The sequence below is a fragment of the Deinococcus roseus genome, from assembly GCF_014646895.1.
GTDB lineage: Bacteria > Deinococcota > Deinococci > Deinococcales > Deinococcaceae > Deinococcus_C > Deinococcus_C roseus.
In genome coordinates, this window is record NZ_BMOD01000001.1 from 549,091 (window position 1) to 565,462 (window position 16,372).

General features: G+C 56.3%; 16 protein-coding genes. 8 read left to right on the forward strand and 8 right to left on the reverse strand.

Annotation, left to right across the window (positions count from 1 at the left end; genetic code table 11):
- The first annotated feature begins 45 nt into the window (after nucleotides 1-45).
- The 8 genes from IEY52_RS02585 (at nucleotide 46) to IEY52_RS02620 (ending at nucleotide 9,269) form a co-directional block, all read left to right on the forward strand.
- Nucleotides 46-1,026 carry a branched-chain amino acid ABC transporter permease gene (locus IEY52_RS02585; protein ID WP_188999348.1) on the forward strand — a complete coding sequence of 327 codons (981 nt, stop codon included), beginning with the start codon at nucleotides 46-48 and terminating at the stop codon, nucleotides 1,024-1,026.
- A gap of 9 nt (nucleotides 1,027-1,035) precedes the next feature.
- Nucleotides 1,036-2,355: a branched-chain amino acid ABC transporter permease gene (locus tag IEY52_RS02590; protein WP_188999352.1), complete on the forward strand. Its 1,320-nt coding sequence runs from the start codon at nucleotides 1,036-1,038 to the stop codon at nucleotides 2,353-2,355.
- Nucleotides 2,355-3,143, forward strand: coding sequence for an ABC transporter ATP-binding protein (locus IEY52_RS02595; protein ID WP_188999355.1), 789 nt, complete (start codon nucleotides 2,355-2,357; stop codon nucleotides 3,141-3,143). The genes IEY52_RS02590 and IEY52_RS02595 overlap by 1 nt, the downstream gene beginning before the upstream one ends.
- A complete protein-coding gene (locus tag IEY52_RS02600; RefSeq protein ID WP_188999358.1) occupies nucleotides 3,143-3,853 on the forward strand; it encodes an ABC transporter ATP-binding protein in 711 nt (236 codons plus the stop codon). The genes IEY52_RS02595 and IEY52_RS02600 overlap by 1 nt, the downstream gene beginning before the upstream one ends.
- Nucleotides 3,854-4,080: 227 nt before the next feature.
- Nucleotides 4,081-5,247, forward strand: a complete 1,167-nt coding sequence (locus IEY52_RS02605; RefSeq protein ID WP_188999361.1) for a branched-chain amino acid ABC transporter substrate-binding protein — start codon at nucleotides 4,081-4,083, stop codon at nucleotides 5,245-5,247.
- Between the two features lie 346 nt (nucleotides 5,248-5,593).
- On the forward strand, nucleotides 5,594-7,177 hold the full coding sequence (locus IEY52_RS02610; RefSeq protein ID WP_188999365.1) for an ABC transporter substrate-binding protein: 1,584 nt from the start codon (nucleotides 5,594-5,596) through the stop codon (nucleotides 7,175-7,177).
- A gap of 104 nt (nucleotides 7,178-7,281) precedes the next feature.
- Entirely contained in the window at nucleotides 7,282-8,310 is a 1,029-nt protein-coding gene (locus tag IEY52_RS02615; protein WP_188999368.1) for an ABC transporter permease, read from the forward strand.
- 8 nt (nucleotides 8,311-8,318) lie between these two features.
- A complete protein-coding gene (locus tag IEY52_RS02620; protein ID WP_188999371.1) occupies nucleotides 8,319-9,269 on the forward strand; it encodes an ABC transporter permease in 951 nt (316 codons plus the stop codon).
- Nucleotides 9,270-9,319: 50 nt separating this feature from the next.
- Here the strand turns inward: IEY52_RS02620 and IEY52_RS02625 are convergent, their stop codons facing one another.
- From IEY52_RS02625 to IEY52_RS02660, 8 genes are all read right to left on the reverse strand, one after another.
- Complete coding sequence (locus IEY52_RS02625) at nucleotides 9,320-10,267, reverse strand: oxidoreductase (RefSeq protein ID WP_188999374.1); 948 nt, start codon at nucleotides 10,265-10,267, stop codon at nucleotides 9,320-9,322.
- Between the two features lie 63 nt (nucleotides 10,268-10,330).
- A complete protein-coding gene (locus IEY52_RS02630) occupies nucleotides 10,331-10,939 on the reverse strand; it encodes a TetR/AcrR family transcriptional regulator (protein ID WP_188999377.1) in 609 nt (202 codons plus the stop codon).
- A 192-nt stretch (nucleotides 10,940-11,131) separates the two neighbouring features.
- Nucleotides 11,132-12,412: a VanW family protein gene (locus IEY52_RS02635; RefSeq protein WP_188999379.1), complete on the reverse strand. Its 1,281-nt coding sequence runs from the start codon at nucleotides 12,410-12,412 to the stop codon at nucleotides 11,132-11,134.
- Between the two features lie 350 nt (nucleotides 12,413-12,762).
- A complete protein-coding gene (locus IEY52_RS02640; RefSeq protein WP_188999408.1) occupies nucleotides 12,763-13,074 on the reverse strand; it encodes an antibiotic biosynthesis monooxygenase family protein in 312 nt (103 codons plus the stop codon).
- 9 nt (nucleotides 13,075-13,083) lie between these two features.
- Nucleotides 13,084-13,653, reverse strand: a complete 570-nt coding sequence (gene rdgB, locus IEY52_RS02645; RefSeq protein WP_188999411.1) for an RdgB/HAM1 family non-canonical purine NTP pyrophosphatase — start codon at nucleotides 13,651-13,653, stop codon at nucleotides 13,084-13,086.
- 10 nt (nucleotides 13,654-13,663) lie between these two features.
- The gene (rph, locus tag IEY52_RS02650; protein ID WP_188999414.1) at nucleotides 13,664-14,368 is read right to left on the reverse strand and encodes a ribonuclease PH; all 705 of its coding nucleotides are present in this window, start codon (nucleotides 14,366-14,368) and stop codon (nucleotides 13,664-13,666) included.
- Complete coding sequence (gene murI, locus IEY52_RS02655) at nucleotides 14,361-15,236, reverse strand: glutamate racemase (RefSeq protein ID WP_188999417.1); 876 nt, start codon at nucleotides 15,234-15,236, stop codon at nucleotides 14,361-14,363. Before murI ends, rph begins: the two co-directional genes overlap by 8 nt.
- Before the next feature lie 55 nt (nucleotides 15,237-15,291).
- Nucleotides 15,292-16,338, reverse strand: a complete 1,047-nt coding sequence (locus IEY52_RS02660; RefSeq protein ID WP_188999420.1) for a 4Fe-4S binding protein — start codon at nucleotides 16,336-16,338, stop codon at nucleotides 15,292-15,294.
- Between the last annotated feature and the right edge of the window lie 34 nt (nucleotides 16,339-16,372).

Genomic DNA, 16,372 nt, shown 5'->3' on the forward strand with positions numbered 1-16,372 from the left:
ACACACTGTGAACCCCAGGTTTTCGGTGTGATGCGTGGAGGTTAAATGAGCGACTTACAAATCTGGATCTCGATCTTTCGGGACGGTCTGATCTTAGGGGTGATCTACGCCGTCATTGCTCTGGGTTACACCATGGTTTATGGGGTGTTGCAACTCATCAATTTCGCCCACTCTGAGGTTTTTGCCACAGGGGCCATCGTCGGCTATGAAGTGCTGATCCTCTTCAAAGACAGTGGCATCAATGGTTATGTGCAGGTAGGCATTGCCCTGCTGGTGGCCATGCTGATCTCGGGCGGTCTGAATGTGCTGATCGAGCGTCTGGCGTACCGACCCCTCAGAAATGCACCCAAACTGGTGCCCCTGATCACCGCCATTGGGGTGAGCTTTCTGCTGCAGGACACCCTGCGCATGTTCCTCAACGTCAAGGAACAGACCGACAAGGTTCCTTACCCCACTGTGTTGGGAAGCGACATGATCCTGGGACTGCAACCTGCTGACCTGCTCTTGATCATTGTAGGTGGGGTCATGCTGGTGGGCCTGAATTTCCTGGTCAACAGAACCAAACTGGGCACCGCCATTCGCGCCGTGGCCCAGGACGGCCAGACTGCACGCCTGATGGGCATCAACACCAACAACATCATCGCCCTGACCTTCTTCATTGGGGGCGCACTCGGTGGTGTGGCAGGTGTGCTGTGGGGCGTCAAATTCGGTCAAGTGGATGCGTACATGGGAACTGCACCAGGACTGAAGGCCTTTACTGCGGCTGTGCTGGGAGGCATTGGAAGCGTTCCAGGTGCTGTGGTGGGGGGACTGGTGTTGGGCTTCCTGGAAAACCTGATTGCCACCATCAGCATCTTCGGTGTCAAGATGACCCTCACCGACAACAGTTTCATACAGGGAATTGGCAGTGTCTTGCAGAACATCAACATCCAGTGGAAAGATGTTGGGCCTTTCATGGTGCTGATCATCATCCTGATCTTCAAACCCGCTGGTCTGCTCGGTAAAGCCACCACCGAGAAGGTATAAGAGGTCCCCATGACACACAACAACCGCACTGAGAAAAAACCAGGCATCCTGGACAATCCCCAACTGGCATCCCTGATTGTGCTGATTTACACCGCCATCACCAGCACCCTGATGCTGACCATCGCCACCACCGCCAACAACCTGGTGCAGTCCCTGTTTTTTGCTGCTTTTCTGGGAACCGTGGTCCTCACCTTCAAGAGCAAAGCCAGCACCTGGGCCAAGATCCTTTCTCTGGCTCCTGCCCTGATGGTCGTGATGCCCATCATTGGCCTGAGAAATGAATTCCTGCTGGAAGTTGTGCTGCAGATCGTGATTTACGCTGCACTGGCCCTGGGCCTCAACATCGTGGTGGGTCTGGCCGGACTGCTGGACCTGGGCTATGTGGCCTTCTTTGCTGTGGGTGCTTACACCTGGGGCATTTTTGGCTCCGCCCAGCTTGGCAAGATCAACGGACAGGGCGGCAGCGGTCTGGACGGCAACTGGTTCTGGCTGTTCCTCGCACTGGCCATTCTGGTGGCCATCGGGGTGGGCGTCCTGATCGGTCTGCCCGTGCTGAAACTCAAAGGGGATTACCTCGCCATCGTGACGCTGGGCCTCGGGGAAGTGATCCGGGTGTTCGCCAACAACCTCACCCCCATCACCAACGGACCCAACGGCGTGCTGGGCATCAACCCTCCGCACATCGGCTGGTTCTCTGCTTTGCTGGCTCCCATCATCAACAGATACGAACTCAGCGAACCGCAGGTGTTTGCGCTGTTCCTGTACTTCCTGGTGCTGGTGGTCATCGCCATCATCGTGCTGTTCAACATGCGTCTGGACCAGAGCCACATTGGCCGCAACTGGATCGCCATCCGTGAAGACGAGATTGCTGCCCAGGCCATGGGGGTTCCTCTGGTGCGCACCAAACTGATCGCCTTTGCCACCGGTGCAAGTTTCGCCGGGGTGATGGGGGCCATCTTCGCCATCAAACAGACTGCTGTTTCTCCCGAAGACTTCACCTTCTTCCAGTCGATCGGTGTGCTGGTGATGGTGATTCTGGGCGGCATGGGCAGCATTCCCGGTGTGATTGTGGGTGCCATGGCCGTGATCTGGCTGCAACTGGATTTCCTGAAGTCCCTCTCCGAGTATCTGCAAACCCTGCCTGCTTTCCAGGACAACAACACCTTCGATCCTGCCAAGTACGAAAAACTCTACTTTGGTCTGCTCCTGATCCTGATGATGCTGTTCCGCCCTCAGGGCCTCTTGCCTGCAGTGCGCAAACACATCAAGATTCCAGAAGAAGCCCTGCCTGGCACACCTGTGGCCAAGCCTGCCCAGGGGGTCAAATAATGCTCCTGAATGTTGAAAACATCCGCAAGACCTTCGGGGGTCTGGTGGCCGTGAACGATGTGACCTTCCAGGTGCCTGAACGCAGCATCATCAGCGTGATTGGCCCGAACGGTGCAGGAAAAACCACCTTCTTCAACATGATCACGGGGATTTACCAGCCTGACCGGGGCACCATCAATCTGGCGGGCAAGGACCTGGTGGGCCTCAAACCTGATGAGGTGACGGTGGCTGGCATTGCCCGCACCTTCCAGAACATCCGTCTGTTTTCCAGCATGACCGCCGTGGAGAACATCATGGTGGCCCGCAATGTGCGCATGAAACTGAGCTTCTGGGATGCCCTGTTGAACACCCCCAATTTCCGCCGTCAGGAAAAGGAAGCCCTGGACGCTTCCCTGACCCTGCTGGATTTTGTGGGTCTGCGTCGGGCGGCCAACGAAGGCGCAACCGATTTGCCTTACGGAGACCAGCGCCGCCTGGAAATTGCGCGTGCACTTGCCACCAACCCCAAATTGATCCTGCTGGACGAGCCTGCTGCAGGCATGAACCCCCGCGAAACCGAGGAGCTCAAAGACCTGATCCGCCGCATCCGTGACGATCTGGGGGTGACAGTGGTCCTCATTGAACACGACATGCGTCTGGTGATGAGCATCAGCGAAAAAATCACCGTGCTGGATTACGGCACCAAGATTGCTGAGGGGCTGCCCGAAACCATCCGCAGCAACCCCAAGGTGCGTGAAGCGTACCTCGGGCGTGGACACGCAGCCGGTGAGAAACGAGGAGGAGCCTGATGCTGCAACTGAACAACGTGAGCACCTTTTACGGGCAAATTCAGGCCCTGAGGGGCATCAGCATGGAAGTGAACCAGGGCGAGATTGTGGCATTGATCGGAGGCAACGGGGCAGGCAAAACCACCACATTGCGTTCCATCAGCGGCATGATCAAGGTCAAATCCGGGGACATCCTGCTGGAAGGCAAGAAGATCAACGGCATCTCCAGCAATGAACTGACCGCCAGAGGCATGGCCCACGTGCCCGAAGGCCGCCGCATCTTCCCCCGCCTGACCGTGATGGAGAACCTGGAGATGGGGGCTTACCTGGTCAACGACAAGAAGCTGATTGCCCAGCGCATGCAGCGTGGCTTCGAGTTCTTCCCCCGTCTGGCAGAGCGCAAAACCCAGCTTGGAGGTACCCTGTCCGGGGGCGAGCAGCAGATGCTGGCAGTGGCCCGTGCCCTGATGATCGAGCCCAAACTGCTGTTGCTGGATGAACCCAGCATGGGTCTGAGCCCGCTGTTTGTGGAAGCCATCTTTGACATCATCGTCAAGCTTAAACAGGAACTCAAAACCACCATTTTGCTGGTGGAACAGAATGCCAGCATGGCACTGGACATTGCAGACCGTGCTTATGTCTTAAGAACCGGCGAAATCATCTTGAATGGCAAGGCAGAAGACATTGCCAACAACAACAGCGTAAAAGAAGCTTACCTCGGAGAAGCTTAACCACCCTTTCATATTTACAGCACTTATTTGTAATCCTTTGACATCAGGAACACTAAAAAGCCTTCATCGGCTTTTTAGTGTTCCATGATGAATTTAACACCCCTTTATCATCTTGAAATGACCGTTTGACAAATTGAAACTGGCAAGGTAGCATGATCGCAGCTTGCATAAAACAGCAGTGTTCCATTCCGTTCTGCGGAATGGGAGTTCCACCAGGAGGAAAAGGTATGCGTGCAAAAGTTTTAGGTGTAGCTGTACTTGCAGGTCTGGCCCTGGGCAGTGCCAATGCTGCCACAGTCGTGAAAATCGCCACCCTGAGCCCCCTCTCGGGCCCTGTGGCCAACATCGGTGAACAGATCAATCTGGGCGCCAAACTGGCCATTGCCGATAAAGCCAAATACTTCCTGGACAAGTACGGCATCGAACTGCAAGTCAGCAGCAACGATGACCAGGCCACCGCCTCCGTGGGTGTGGCTGCTGCCAAGAAGATCGCCACCGACCAGCGCGTGCTGGCCATTGTGGGCACCCTCAACTCCAGCGTGGTGACCCCCGTCTCCGAAGCTGTGAAGGGCCGCAACCTGGCGATTGTCTCCCCCGCCAACACTGCCACCACAGTGACCGACCGTGGTCTGCCCAACATGAACCGCATCTGCGCCCGTGACGACGCTCAGGGTGCTGCCGGTGCAGATTATCTGGCCAAGACCCTGAAAGCCAAAACCGTTTACGTGGTCCACGACAAAACCACCTACGGTGAAGGTCTCGCCACCGAAGTGAAAAAAGGCCTGGAGGCCCAGGGCGTGCGCGTGGTCTTCGAAGGCACCGACGAGAAGAGCAACTTTGCTCCCCTGGTCACCAAAGTCTCCGCCATCAACCCTGACGCTGTGTACTACGGCGGTCTGGCCTCCACCGGTGGTGCACTGTTCGTCAAGCAACTGCGTGCTGCTGGCGTGAAAGCCACCTACATGGGCGGCGACGGTCTGGACGACAGCGAACTGCAGAAACAGGCCGGTGACGCTGCCAAAGGCGTGCTGTTCACCACTGCTGCTGCTTCTGTCGATGTGGTTCCCGAAGCCAAGAAGCTGGAAGACAACTTCAAGAAAACCTTCAACAAGGAAATGCTGGGCTACGGCCTGATGTCCTACGACGCTGCCAACGTGGTGCTCGCAGGCATCGAGAAAGCCATCAAGGACAACAAACTGTCCAAAGGCCGTTCTCCTTCCCGCGCCCAGGTCATGAAAGCCATCCGTGCTGTGAAAGTGGAAACCCTTTCCGGCACCGTGGAATTCAACAGCATGGGTGACCGCAAAGCAGGCTACCTGTACATCGCCAAAGTTCAGGACAACCTGGACCTCAAGATCATTGGTCAAGTGGCCGTCAAAGCCCCCAAGCCCTGATCTGAAATTTGAAAAAGCGCAGCATGTGCTGCGCTTTTTTGTTCCCTGACCTGTGGACCGGGTTCAACACTGCATCGGGTTCAATTTGCATGGTGGCTGCATGAAGACACACAGCATCTGAAATGCAAAACCTGCAAAAAGTGTCCAAAACCCGCCAGAACATTGGCTGCCCTTCCTTACAAATTGCAGGCTGTATGCAGGATACAGGCGGTTTTTTGTTGATAAATACAGCAAAAACACCCTCCTATACAGGTTTACAAAATGTCAGAACGGTTGACAAGTTTCAATCCACTGGTTAGGCTGTACGCAAACGTTAATTCCCGTTGCGTTTCTTCAAGGAGGATGTATGAAGCGAATCGCCATTTCCGCTGCTCTTGCCCTCTCCAGCGTTGCTTTTGCCGCTGGAGGCACCCTGGTTTATGGTTCGGGCGGACAGCCGGTCAGCCTGGAATCCGGCAACATCACCGACGGCAACAGCATCATCGTCCAGCGCCAGATTTACGACACCCTGGTGGACTTTGCCGACGGCAGCACCAAACCCATTCCCGGACTGGCCACCCGCTGGACCTCCAACAAAGACGCCACCGAGTGGACTTTCACCCTGCGCAAGAACGTGAAATTCACCGACGGCACCCCTTTCAACGCCGACGCCGTGATCTTCAACGTCAACCGCTGGTGGGATCCCAAGTTCGAATTCGGTTACCGCGACAGCGGCAAGACTTACGAAATCTGGGGCCAGCTGATGGGCGGCTACAAAGGTGAAGCTTCGGGCTTCCTGAAGAGCGTCACCAAGGTGAACGACTACAGCGTCAAATTCACCCTGACCAGCCCTGTGACCGTGTTCCCCGACCTGATCGGCTCTGGTTACTTCGGCATTGCCAGCCCCACCGCCATCAAGGCCCAGGGCGAAAAATACGGCACCCCTGCTTCCAAACCCGTGGGCACCGGTCCTTTCGTGTTCGACAGCTGGAAAACCGGCGACCGCATTGTGGTCAAGGCCAACCCCAATTACTGGGATGCCAAAGCCCAGGTGGACGAAGTGGTGTTCCGTTTCATTACAGACCGCAACCAGCGCCTGAACGAGCTGCGTGCAGGCACCATCGACTTCACCTCTGACCTGGATCCCCAGGCCGCCAAGAACATGAAGAACGATGCCAAAGTGGACGCTGTGCTGAAACCCTCCTTCAACGTGGGTTTCATCAGCCTGAACGTGCGCAACGAGTACCTGAAGAACGTCAAGGTGCGTCAGGCCATCAGCATGGCCTTCGACAAGAAAGCCATTGTGGAAGAGTTCTGGGGAGACATTGGCACCTCCAACGCCAGCTTCCTGCCTCCTGTGATGGCCTGGGCCAACAGCAAGAAAGTCCCTGCCGACTACAAGTACGATCCTGCTGCCGCCAAGAAGCTGCTGGCCGAAGCTGGATACCCCAACGGATTCAGCCTGGACTTCTGGTACATGCCCGTGTCCCGTCCTTACTTCCCCAGCCCCAAAGACATCGCTGAAGCTGTGGCTGCAGAGCTGTCCGGCATTGGCATCAAGGTCAACCTGAAAACCAAAGACTGGGCGCAGTACCTGGCAGACCGCAACACCGCCCCCGGCTTTGACATCTACATGATCGGCTGGACCGGCGACTACGGCGATCCTGACAACTTCTACAGTGCCTACTACGGCCCCAGCGCCAGCGATGACTCAGGTTACAACCCCAAAGAACTCGCCGACCTGCTGGAGCAGGGCAAGGCTGCCAAGGGCCAGGCCGCCAAAGCCAAGGTTTACAGCAAGATCCACGAGATCACCTACAACGCCTACGTGCGCATCCCCGTGGTGCACAGCCAGCCCCTCGGCGGCAAGGCCAAGTACGTGAAAGGCTGGGTGCCCAGCCCCCTGGGTTCTGAAGCTTTCAACAAAATCACCATCGACGGCAAGAAGTAAAACAGCAAGTCTCATCTCGTAAAGACCGTCAGTAACGTCTATGTGATGCTTTGTGATAGGGACATAGTTTAAGGCTATGTCCCTTTTTCTGTAAGGGAGTCTTTTTGACTGCGTTTATTCTTCGAAGACTGTTCCGCACCCTCACCGTGCTGATCGGGGTGACCATCGTGGTGTTCGGGTTTGTGCGCCTGATCCCCGGTGATCCTGCCGTGGTGATGCTGGGCGAACGGGCCAACCCCCAGGTGGCAGCAGCATTCAGGGAACGGCTGGGCCTGAACAAACCCATCTTCTTCAACTTTGCTGCTCCAGCAGACACCCAGTTTGTTCGCTATGTCCAGCAACTCAGCAAGGGAGACCTCGGACAGGGCATCAAAAGCCAGATCCCCGTTGCAGATGAACTGAGAAGCCGTTTCCCGGCCACCGTGGAACTGGCCATTGGAGCCCTGCTGTTTGCGCTGCTGGTGGGGATGCCTGCTGGCATCATTGCCGCCCTCAACCGCAACAAGCCCCTCGACAACATCGCCATGACCATCAGTCTGGTGGGGGTCAGCATGCCCATCTTCTGGCTGGGTCTGCTGCTGGTGTACTTCTTTGCGGTGCAGCTTCCCTGGCTGCCCCCCAGTGGTCGCCTTGATCCCACCATCAACTTTGACAGCATCACGGGCATGAATGTGCTGGACAGCATCCTCAAAGGCCGTCTGGATGGACTGGGCAGTGCCCTCAAGCACCTGATCCTGCCCTCCATTGCCCTGGGAACCATTCCCATGGCGATCATTGCCCGCATCACCCGCAGCAGCATGCTGGAAGTGCTCAGCCAGGATTACGTGCGCACCGCCACGGCCAAAGGGCTCAACCAGCGTTCGGTGATTTTAAAGCACGCCCTCAGGAATGCCCTGCTGCCTGTGGTCACCGTGATTGGCCTGCAGATTGGTTTGCTGCTCGGTGGAGCCATCCTCACCGAGAGCATTTTCTCCTGGCCTGGAATCGGCTCCTGGCTGTACCAGGGCATCTTTGAACGGGACTATCCGGTCATTCAGGGAGGCGTGATTTTCGGTGCCCTGGTGTTCAGTGTGGTCAACCTGCTGATTGACATCAGCTACGCCTTCCTCGATCCCCGGATCCATTACAGCTGAGGAGCATTGTGACTGCCACCTTAAATCCACCCAAAAAACCCACCTCTGCTTTCTGGAAAAGGTTCAAAAAATCCACTCCGGGCAAAATTGGCAGCGTCATTGTGCTGTTCTGGATCATTCTGGCCCTGCTGGCTCCCGTCCTGAAGCCTTACGATCCCACCGTGGACCGCAACTTCCGTGACCGCCAGGAACCCCCAAGTTTCAGTGCCCTCTGGAACAGCGAACTGAAAGCAGACCTGACCGATGAAAACGGCAAGGTGAATTACTTCAAACACATCTTCGGGACAGACAACCTGGGCCGGGATGTGGCAGTGCGCGTCCTGCACGGATCCAACCTTTCCTTGCAAATCGGTTTTGCCGCCACCCTGGTGGCTTTGCTGATCGGCAGTTTCCTGGGGGTGATCTCCGGTTATTTTGGCAAGGGCACCGATCAGGTGATTGGCTGGTTCACCGATGTGATGCTGGCCTTCCCAAGCATCCTGCTGGCCATTGCCGTGGCTGCCATCCGGCCACCGAACATCAGTCCTGTGGCAGCCACCTACATGACCATGATTGCCGTTTCTGTGGCCCAGATTCCCATTTACGTGCGTCTGGCCCGCAGTGTGGTGATCAGCCTGAAAGAACGGGAATTCATTCAGGCCGCCAATGCCCTGGGAGCACACAACCGCCAGATCATCTTCAAGCATGTGATTCCCAACAGCCTGACCCCACTGATTGTGCAGGGCAGCCTTTCGATTGCCACCGCCACCCTGGAAGCTGCAGCACTGGGCTTTCTGGGTCTGGGGGTCACCCCACCCTATCCAGAGTGGGGCACCATGATTGCCGATTCACGGGACTTCTATGTGGACGCCCCCTGGACCATGATCTTCCCCGGTCTTGCCATCCTCACCTGGGTGCTGGGTTTCAACCTGCTGGGCGACGGCCTGCGGGACGTGCTGGACCCCAGAAGCAGCCACTAAATTCTGGCACTTGCAGGGCGAGGCATGCCTCGCCCTTTTTGTTTCGTGGTTTATCTCACCCCAGCAGGCACCCTGAACTGGTACTGCACCCGGGTCAAATCTTCAGAAATGGTCCAGAGCTGTTTTGCTGCTTCTGCATCGTAGGCCCGCCTGTTGGCCCTGACCTTCACCGGGTATCCTCTGGTGTCTTTGTGTGGCCCGATGTATTCTCCTCCTGCAATGGTGTCTGAGGTGGCCGCGTACAGGGTGGGAAGGACGCCCTGTTCTGCAGGCTGGGCAAAAAGCTGGTTGGCGGTGCGGTTGACCCACATCATGAAGCCCGATTGGCTCATCTGGGGAGCCACAAATTGCAGGTTGGTGGCAGACCATCCGGGGTGGCAACTGACCGCCAGGGTGCTGGACTGGGCCAGTTTGAGTTGCCGTTGAAGTTCCAGGGTGAACAGCAGGTTGGCCAATTTGCTCTGACCATAGGCAGGCCAGGGGGAATAACCCCTTTGACCCATCAGGTCTTTGAAGTTCATGCGTCCAATGGTGTGGGCACGGCTGCTGACGTTCACAATTCTGGAATCCTGCGTGGAGAGCAGCACAGGCAACAGCAGTCCCGTCAGGGCAAAATGCCCGAGGTGGTTGGTGCCAAATTGCATCTCAAAGCCGTCTTTTGTGGTTTTGCGCGGAATGGCCATCACTCCAGCATTGTTGATCAGCAGGTGGAGTCGTCTGTGTTCCTGAATGAACTTCTGGGCAAAAAGACGCACGCTGCCCAGGTCTGCAAGGTCCAGAGCCATCACTTTCAATTTGCTTCTGGGGTGTTGCTTGAGGATTTCTGCAGCGACCTGTTCTCCTGCGGTCACATTGCGCACCGCCAGAATGATCTGGGCATCTCTGGCAGCGAAGGCTTTCACGGTTTCCAGTCCCAGGCCGCTGTTGGCCCCCGTCACAATCACGGTTTTGTGCTGTTGAGATGGCATCTGGTGGATGGTCCATGGTTGTTCTGACATACAACTCCTTGGATTGAACGTTCGTTCTGTTGCTGGTACAGCAAAACGGGTTTGCTGGGAAAGTCAGCTTTGTGCGGAAGGCTGTTCAGAGACCGCCTGCCAGCAGGCCAGGGCCATCAAATCCAGCTTCTGGGCATCCAGACCCAGACTGCCAGACAGGTGCTCCTGCCTTGCGACCCTGGAGGCCACACCCAGAGACATTTCCCACAGCACCTCCAGAGGCAGGTCTTTGAATTTGCCTTCAGGGGTGGAAAAGAGGGCCAGCATCCGGCTCAGGGCTTCTTCGGTTTCTGGCACCTGAGGGTGTTTCTCAAAGTAAGGAGCGTTTTCAAATTGCTCCATGAAGAGGGTCTCCTGGGGGTGCTCCCGATGGTACTGGTACCCTTTCAACCAGATCTGCCTGAACGCCTGGGCAGGGGGCAGGTTTTCGGGATGGTCCTGCATCAGGGCACGGGTGTAATCGATTTTCACCTCGGTGTAGAGGGAATGAATGAGTTCTTCTTTGTTGTCGAAGTAATGGTAAATGATGCCTGCACTGGCACCTGAACGCTGAGAGACCATGGACATGGGTGTATCGTGAAATCCCCTTTCTGCGATGAGTTCGAGCATGGCCTGCAAAATGGCCGCCCGACGGTCCTGGGATGCTGCTTTCCTGCTGCCAGTCTGTGACATGTCCGTACTATACCTGCTGTTCTTCCTGTGCTGGAACACAGGTGGAGGTCGATCAGAAGTGCATCTTCTAGATCGAACGTTCATTCTAGTTTTAGCAAGTTGCAGGGCAACAGTCAAGCCCTCCGCTGCCAGCAAAACAAAATCCCCTGCACAGAGCAGGGGAACTGGAAACACAAAATCAATCTGCTGGGTTTAATCCGCTCTGGGATCGGCAGGGTTCACTGCGTAAATGTCGCCCCAGGGCTTGTAAATGCTCTTGATGGCGTCTTTCTTGACCTCGCCACTGTCATAGGTCACTTTGCGGTCAATCACCACTGTGATCCCCTTCTGGGCATGGTCGATCTGGCGGTAGTGGCCCAGACGCACGCTGGGATCTCCCACATACTGGGGACCTGCAGGAGGCAGGATGTTTGACACATGGGAATCACTGATTTCCACTTTGCGGTCTGGTTTGCGACCAAACAGATCAAAACGCAGGGTTTGCTTCTGCTCGTCCCATTTGGCCTGAATGAACAGGTTGGTTCCGGTGTCGTTCTTGAACTTCAGGTTCTTCTGGGGAGAGTACACCGTGGCCTCAAAACCCACGGGGTCATAGTAGTGCACCCAGTAAGAGTGGTAATGCCTTTCGGTGATGGGCAGACCAGAATTGTAGGCCGCCCTGAAAATGGTGGTGGACACCTGGCAGATGCCGCCACCGTCTTCCTTGCCCAGCTTGTCTCCCAGAATCACGTATCCGGGCACAAAGCCATTGGCCTTGCTGATGTCTCCCACGGTTTTGTTGAAATCAAATTCTTTGCCCGCCTCGATGTACTGCTCATTGACCTTGGAGGCACCATTGATGATGTTGGTCACCCGGAAACTGGGGCTGCCCTTAAAGCTGGACTCTCCCCCACCAAAGTGGAACAGGATGCCCTGATCGGCAAACTTTTGCACAGAGCGTTTGGGCTCCTGCTTGTCAATCACCAGATCGCTGCTAGGGGCATCGGTCATGATGGCATCCAGCAGTTTCTTCTCGGTGGCTTCCTGATTGACGGTCCAGCCGGTTTGCTGCTCTCCCCACCAGTTTTCGCTGTGGTTGTAGAACAGGGCATCTTTGACTTCTCTGGCATTCAATTGCTTGTAGATTTTGTCCAGGGTTGGGTGCAAACTGCTGGAAATCTTCTGGTATTTCTCGGAGCGCTCGATCAGGTTGTTGTCCAGCTCAAAAGATTTGGCGATCACAAAATTTTCCAGCTGCCCCCCCCGAATCCGGTACTCATTGACCTTCAGGACCAGTTTGAAATTGGGTTTCTTCTCGGGCTTCTGGGGTGCAGGCTTGGGGTCTGCAGGTTTGGGGTCTGTGGACTGGGTTTCCTGTCCAGTGCTCTGGTTGCCTGGGTCTTTTTCAGGATCATCCTGGGCCAGAGCGGTGGTGATGGCCGCCAGCAGAACAAGAACGGGCAGAGCAGCTTTGCGCAGTAAAACGTGTTTCATGTTGACCTTTCATGTGGACGGTGGACGAGGTGCATCCAGCTTGATGCTTTAGATTTTAAACTCGGGGAAATCCCCTGGACTCCAATTTTCTCACAATTGGATCTCCATCTTACCTTTAGCTCATGTTCATGGTTGATGGGCGGTCAGCCATCAGTGGTCAGCTTTCAGCAAAAAGACAGCTCATGAAAATGCAGACCAGGCATCTGAAAGGACAAAGAGAACAAAAGAGCCAGGGGCGTGTCTTGCACAAGACGAGGGATCAAGCAAAAGGGCGAGGCACGCTGTCTTGTGCAGAACAGGGAACCGCAAATTGGTCCCCTTGCACGCCTCGCCCTGCAGACCCCACAAGATCATTCCATAGAGTCTGAAATGACCTCGTGGATTTCCAGCTGGTTTGGACCCGTGAAAGCCTCTTTTGGCAGGGTGCCACTTCTGGCGTGGCCTTGCTTGAAGGCGTCCGATTCGGTCCAGGCTTTAAAGGCTTCCTGGCTCTCCCAGAAGGTCAGGACCACATAAGGGTCTCCTGCTTTTGCGGGCTTTAAGACCACATTGCGGATGAAGCCAGGCATCTGGTCCACCTGTCTGGCCCGGTTTTTGAAGCGCTCCTCGAACTGTTCTGCGTGTTCGGGGTTCACAAAAATGCGGTTGGCAACAGTGATCATTTCAACTCCTCAGGAATGGGCTTGCAGCAGGGCTTTTAATGCACGTCCACGGTGGGAGATGGATTGTTTCTCCTCCGGGGTGAGTTCTGCCATGGTGCAACCAAATTCCGGCACAAAGAAGATGGGATCATACCCGAAACCGCCCGCCCCTCTGGGTTCACGGGTGATGAAACCTTGGACTTCCCCTCTGTAGAATTCATCCTTACCATCCGGGTAAGAGATCACCACCACACTGACAAATTTTGCCCGGCGGTTCTGGTTGCTGCCCAGGTTGTTCAGCAGGAATTCGTAGCGCTCCTGGTCGTTGTTCAGGTTGCCATAACGGGCACTGTACACACCGGGAACGTTGTCCAGGGCTTCCACTTCAAGACCGGAATCATCTGCCAGGGCAGCAATTCCAGTGGCGTCACAGATGGCCCTGGATTTCAGCAGGGCATTGCCCTCGTAGGTGGTTTCGGTTTCTTCAGGCATTTCCACGGCAAAGGCTTTCAGACTGAGTGCATCCCAGCCCAGCGGTTGCAGGGCCAGCCCAATTTCCTTGACTTTTCCGGGGTTTCCGGTGGCAACAATCACTTGCATGGTGCTCCCCTCAGATCTGCTCTTTGATGATCTTCACAATGTCCTGCACGCTCAGAACACCAATTTCCACCATTTCATCAAAGGTGGCCTTGTCGATGGGGTCTTTTTCGGTGCCGCCCTGCACCTCGATCAGTTGACCACTGCCCGTGGCGATGATGTTGAGGTCAGCCTCCGCCTTCACGTCTTCCTGGTAGTCCAGGTCCACACGGATTTCGCCATCCACCATGCCCACACTGATGGCTCCGATTTCATGGGTGAGCGCCCAGTCGGTGATTTTCCCGGAGTTGAACAGCCGCTCGGTGAGGTCGTGCAAGGCCACATACCCCCCAATGATGGAAGCCACCCGTGTGCCCCCATCGGCCTGGATCACATCGGCATCGATGATGATGGTCTGGTCCCGGAAGAGGTTCAAATCCACACATGAGCGGAAAGCCCGGCCCATCAGGCGCTGGATTTCCTGGGTGCGACCACCGTTGGCCACCCGTTCCCGGGAAATGCGTTCGTGGGTGGCCCTGGGAAGCAGGTTGTACTCGGCCATCAGCCAGCCCTGTTTGGTGCCTTTGACGTGAAAGGGCACTTTCTTCTCCAGCGTTGCCGTCACCAGCACCTTGGTGTGTCCCATCTCGATCAGGCAGCTGCCCTCTGCGTAACGGTTCACTTTGCGGGAGACTTTGAGGGGACGCAATTCCAGCGTGCCACGGGTGGATCTAGGCATGTTCTTCCTTTCGGTAGGCTGCGTGTTTCACAGCCAGGTGTTCGCCCCACAGGGTCTGGACCAGGGGGGCAACGGCATCGGGGTCACCGGTGGTGAACACCTCGATGCTGCCCTGCGGTGTTTCCGTGAGCAAATGTTTTTCTGAGAGGACCCGGCGGGTCTGCTTTGCCACGGCAAAACCAGAGTCCAGCAAATTCAGGTGTGGATACAGGGTGTGCAGGGCTTCTTTCAAAAACAGGTAATGGGTGCATCCCAGCACCAGATGGTCCATGCCTTTCTCCATCAGGGGATCCAGGGTGCTGCGCAGCACCTCCAGGGTTTCTGGTGTACCCAGTTGTGCAGCCTCCACCAGAGGAACCAGCCTGGGATGGGTGGCTTTGAGCACCTCAACCCCTCTGGGATGGGCAAATTGCTCGAACACATCGTCCAGCAGTTTTCCCCGCAAGGTGCCTTCGGTGGCCAGCACACCCACGGTTCCCGTCTGGGTGCGTTCCACAGCCGGTTTGACCGCTGGAACCAGACCCACCACCGGAAACCCAGGCCCGGCATCTTCACGCAGGGTCTGCAGGGCAGCCGCAGAGGCCGTGTTGCAGGGTACCACCAGCGCCTTGGCCCCCTGCTGCTGCAAAAAATGCATGGCCTGCAAAGACAGCTGCTGGATTTCTGCATTGGGCCGCTGTCCATAAGGGCAATTTGCAGTGTCTGCCAGATAGATGAAGTGCTCATCTGGCAACAACCCCACCAGTTCTTTCAGGACCGAAAGCCCTCCCATCCCCGAATCAAACACCCCGATGGGGGCCTGGGGACCGGGTTGCAGAAAGGCTGTTTCCTGTTTGGCGCTTGACTTCACCCCAAGATTGTACAGCATGAAGTCCTTCACAGACTCCAAGGGCGCAGCGTGCTGCGCCCCTACATCTTTTGACCTATTCCCCAGTGTCCGTGCTGCTGCCTTCTTCTTCCAGAGGCTCATCAAACCAATCGGGACCTTTTGACTGTTCCCTCAGAACAACCACCTCTGAAAGGGTATGAAAAGGTCGATGGATCTGCTCGAACATGGCTTCCTGGGGGCAACTGGGGATGCAGGCTCCGCATCCGGTACAGGACGCCACATCCAGCATGATGCGGAAATCGCCTTCTGGAGTGATTTCGCGTTTGATGGCCTCGGTGGGGCACACGTTCATGCACACCGGGCAGAAATTGCACTGGTCATTGACTCCAGGGGTCACCCAGAACACCTCTGTGTCTGGAGCCGGGGTGGGTTTGAGGGCTTTTTTGCGCCAGATCCAGTCGGTGGGGATGCGCTCTCTGGGGTCTGACCAGTCCAGAAACGGCAGGGGCTGTTCAGGAATCAGGTCTGCAACCACCTGCTTGGCGGTGCCCATCAGGCTCCCCATGATGCCCCGGCGGCTGACAATGGCCCCTTTGTTTTCCTGGGTGGCGTTCTGGCCCTGCTGCAGGGTGAGTTTGAGAGGACGGCCTGTGGCTTCGCGGTACTGGTCGGCTCTGTCCACCACATCCATCAGGTGACGCAAAACTTCAGAGCCACCCACAGGACAATTGGCGCAATCCCCATGCAGCAAAGTCAGTTCTTTTCCCCAGGCCCCTGCAGCCACCAGGGAGGCAGGGGTGACACGGGACAGACACTTCAAAGTCGGGTGTGGGGTGCTGAGCTGGGAGCAGGCCAGTGTGGCTTCACTTCCCTGCTGCTTGTGGATGGCGTGCATGGTGTTCTCAATGTCGAACTCCAGCGCACCCGAGGGGCACACCTGGGTGCACAGACCGCATCCGGTGCAATTGACCTCGCTGATGGTCACGGTGTTGCCAGACAGGTCAATGGCGTTGTGGGGGCACACATCCTGGCATTTGGAACAGCCTCCCACCGCGTAACGGGTCAGCAGGCAGCGTTCGGAGGTGAACCGGGGCGTGGGGTTGGTGAGTTTCAGGAAAGAGTTGAACAGCCCGCCGAGCATATGGGCCCAGCATACTATGGCTGCATGAAAGCAA

What these genes read in the sequence shown, in the direction of transcription:
- IEY52_RS02585 (WP_188999348.1), top strand. Translation starts at nt 46, where the DNA reads ATGAGCGACTTACAAATCTGGATCTCGATCTTTCGGGACGGTCTGATC.
- IEY52_RS02590 (WP_188999352.1), top strand. Translation starts at nt 1,036, where the DNA reads ATGACACACAACAACCGCACTGAGAAAAAACCAGGCATCCTGGACAAT.
- IEY52_RS02595 (WP_188999355.1), top strand. Translation starts at nt 2,355, where the DNA reads ATGCTCCTGAATGTTGAAAACATCCGCAAGACCTTCGGGGGTCTGGTG.
- IEY52_RS02600 (WP_188999358.1), top strand. Translation starts at nt 3,143, where the DNA reads ATGCTGCAACTGAACAACGTGAGCACCTTTTACGGGCAAATTCAGGCC.
- IEY52_RS02605 (WP_188999361.1), top strand. Translation starts at nt 4,081, where the DNA reads ATGCGTGCAAAAGTTTTAGGTGTAGCTGTACTTGCAGGTCTGGCCCTG.
- IEY52_RS02610 (WP_188999365.1), top strand. Translation starts at nt 5,594, where the DNA reads ATGAAGCGAATCGCCATTTCCGCTGCTCTTGCCCTCTCCAGCGTTGCT.
- IEY52_RS02625 (WP_188999374.1), bottom strand. Translation starts at nt 10,267, where the DNA reads ATGTCAGAACAACCATGGACCATCCACCAGATGCCATCTCAACAGCAC.
- IEY52_RS02630 (WP_188999377.1), bottom strand. Translation starts at nt 10,939, where the DNA reads ATGTCACAGACTGGCAGCAGGAAAGCAGCATCCCAGGACCGTCGGGCG.
- IEY52_RS02635 (WP_188999379.1), bottom strand. Translation starts at nt 12,412, where the DNA reads ATGAAACACGTTTTACTGCGCAAAGCTGCTCTGCCCGTTCTTGTTCTG.
- IEY52_RS02640 (WP_188999408.1), bottom strand. Translation starts at nt 13,074, where the DNA reads ATGATCACTGTTGCCAACCGCATTTTTGTGAACCCCGAACACGCAGAA.
- rdgB (WP_188999411.1), bottom strand. Translation starts at nt 13,653, where the DNA reads ATGCAAGTGATTGTTGCCACCGGAAACCCCGGAAAAGTCAAGGAAATT.
- rph (WP_188999414.1), bottom strand. Translation starts at nt 14,368, where the DNA reads ATGCCTAGATCCACCCGTGGCACGCTGGAATTGCGTCCCCTCAAAGTC.
- murI (WP_188999417.1), bottom strand. Translation starts at nt 15,236, where the DNA reads ATGCTGTACAATCTTGGGGTGAAGTCAAGCGCCAAACAGGAAACAGCC.
- IEY52_RS02660 (WP_188999420.1), bottom strand. Translation starts at nt 16,338, where the DNA reads ATGCTCGGCGGGCTGTTCAACTCTTTCCTGAAACTCACCAACCCCACG.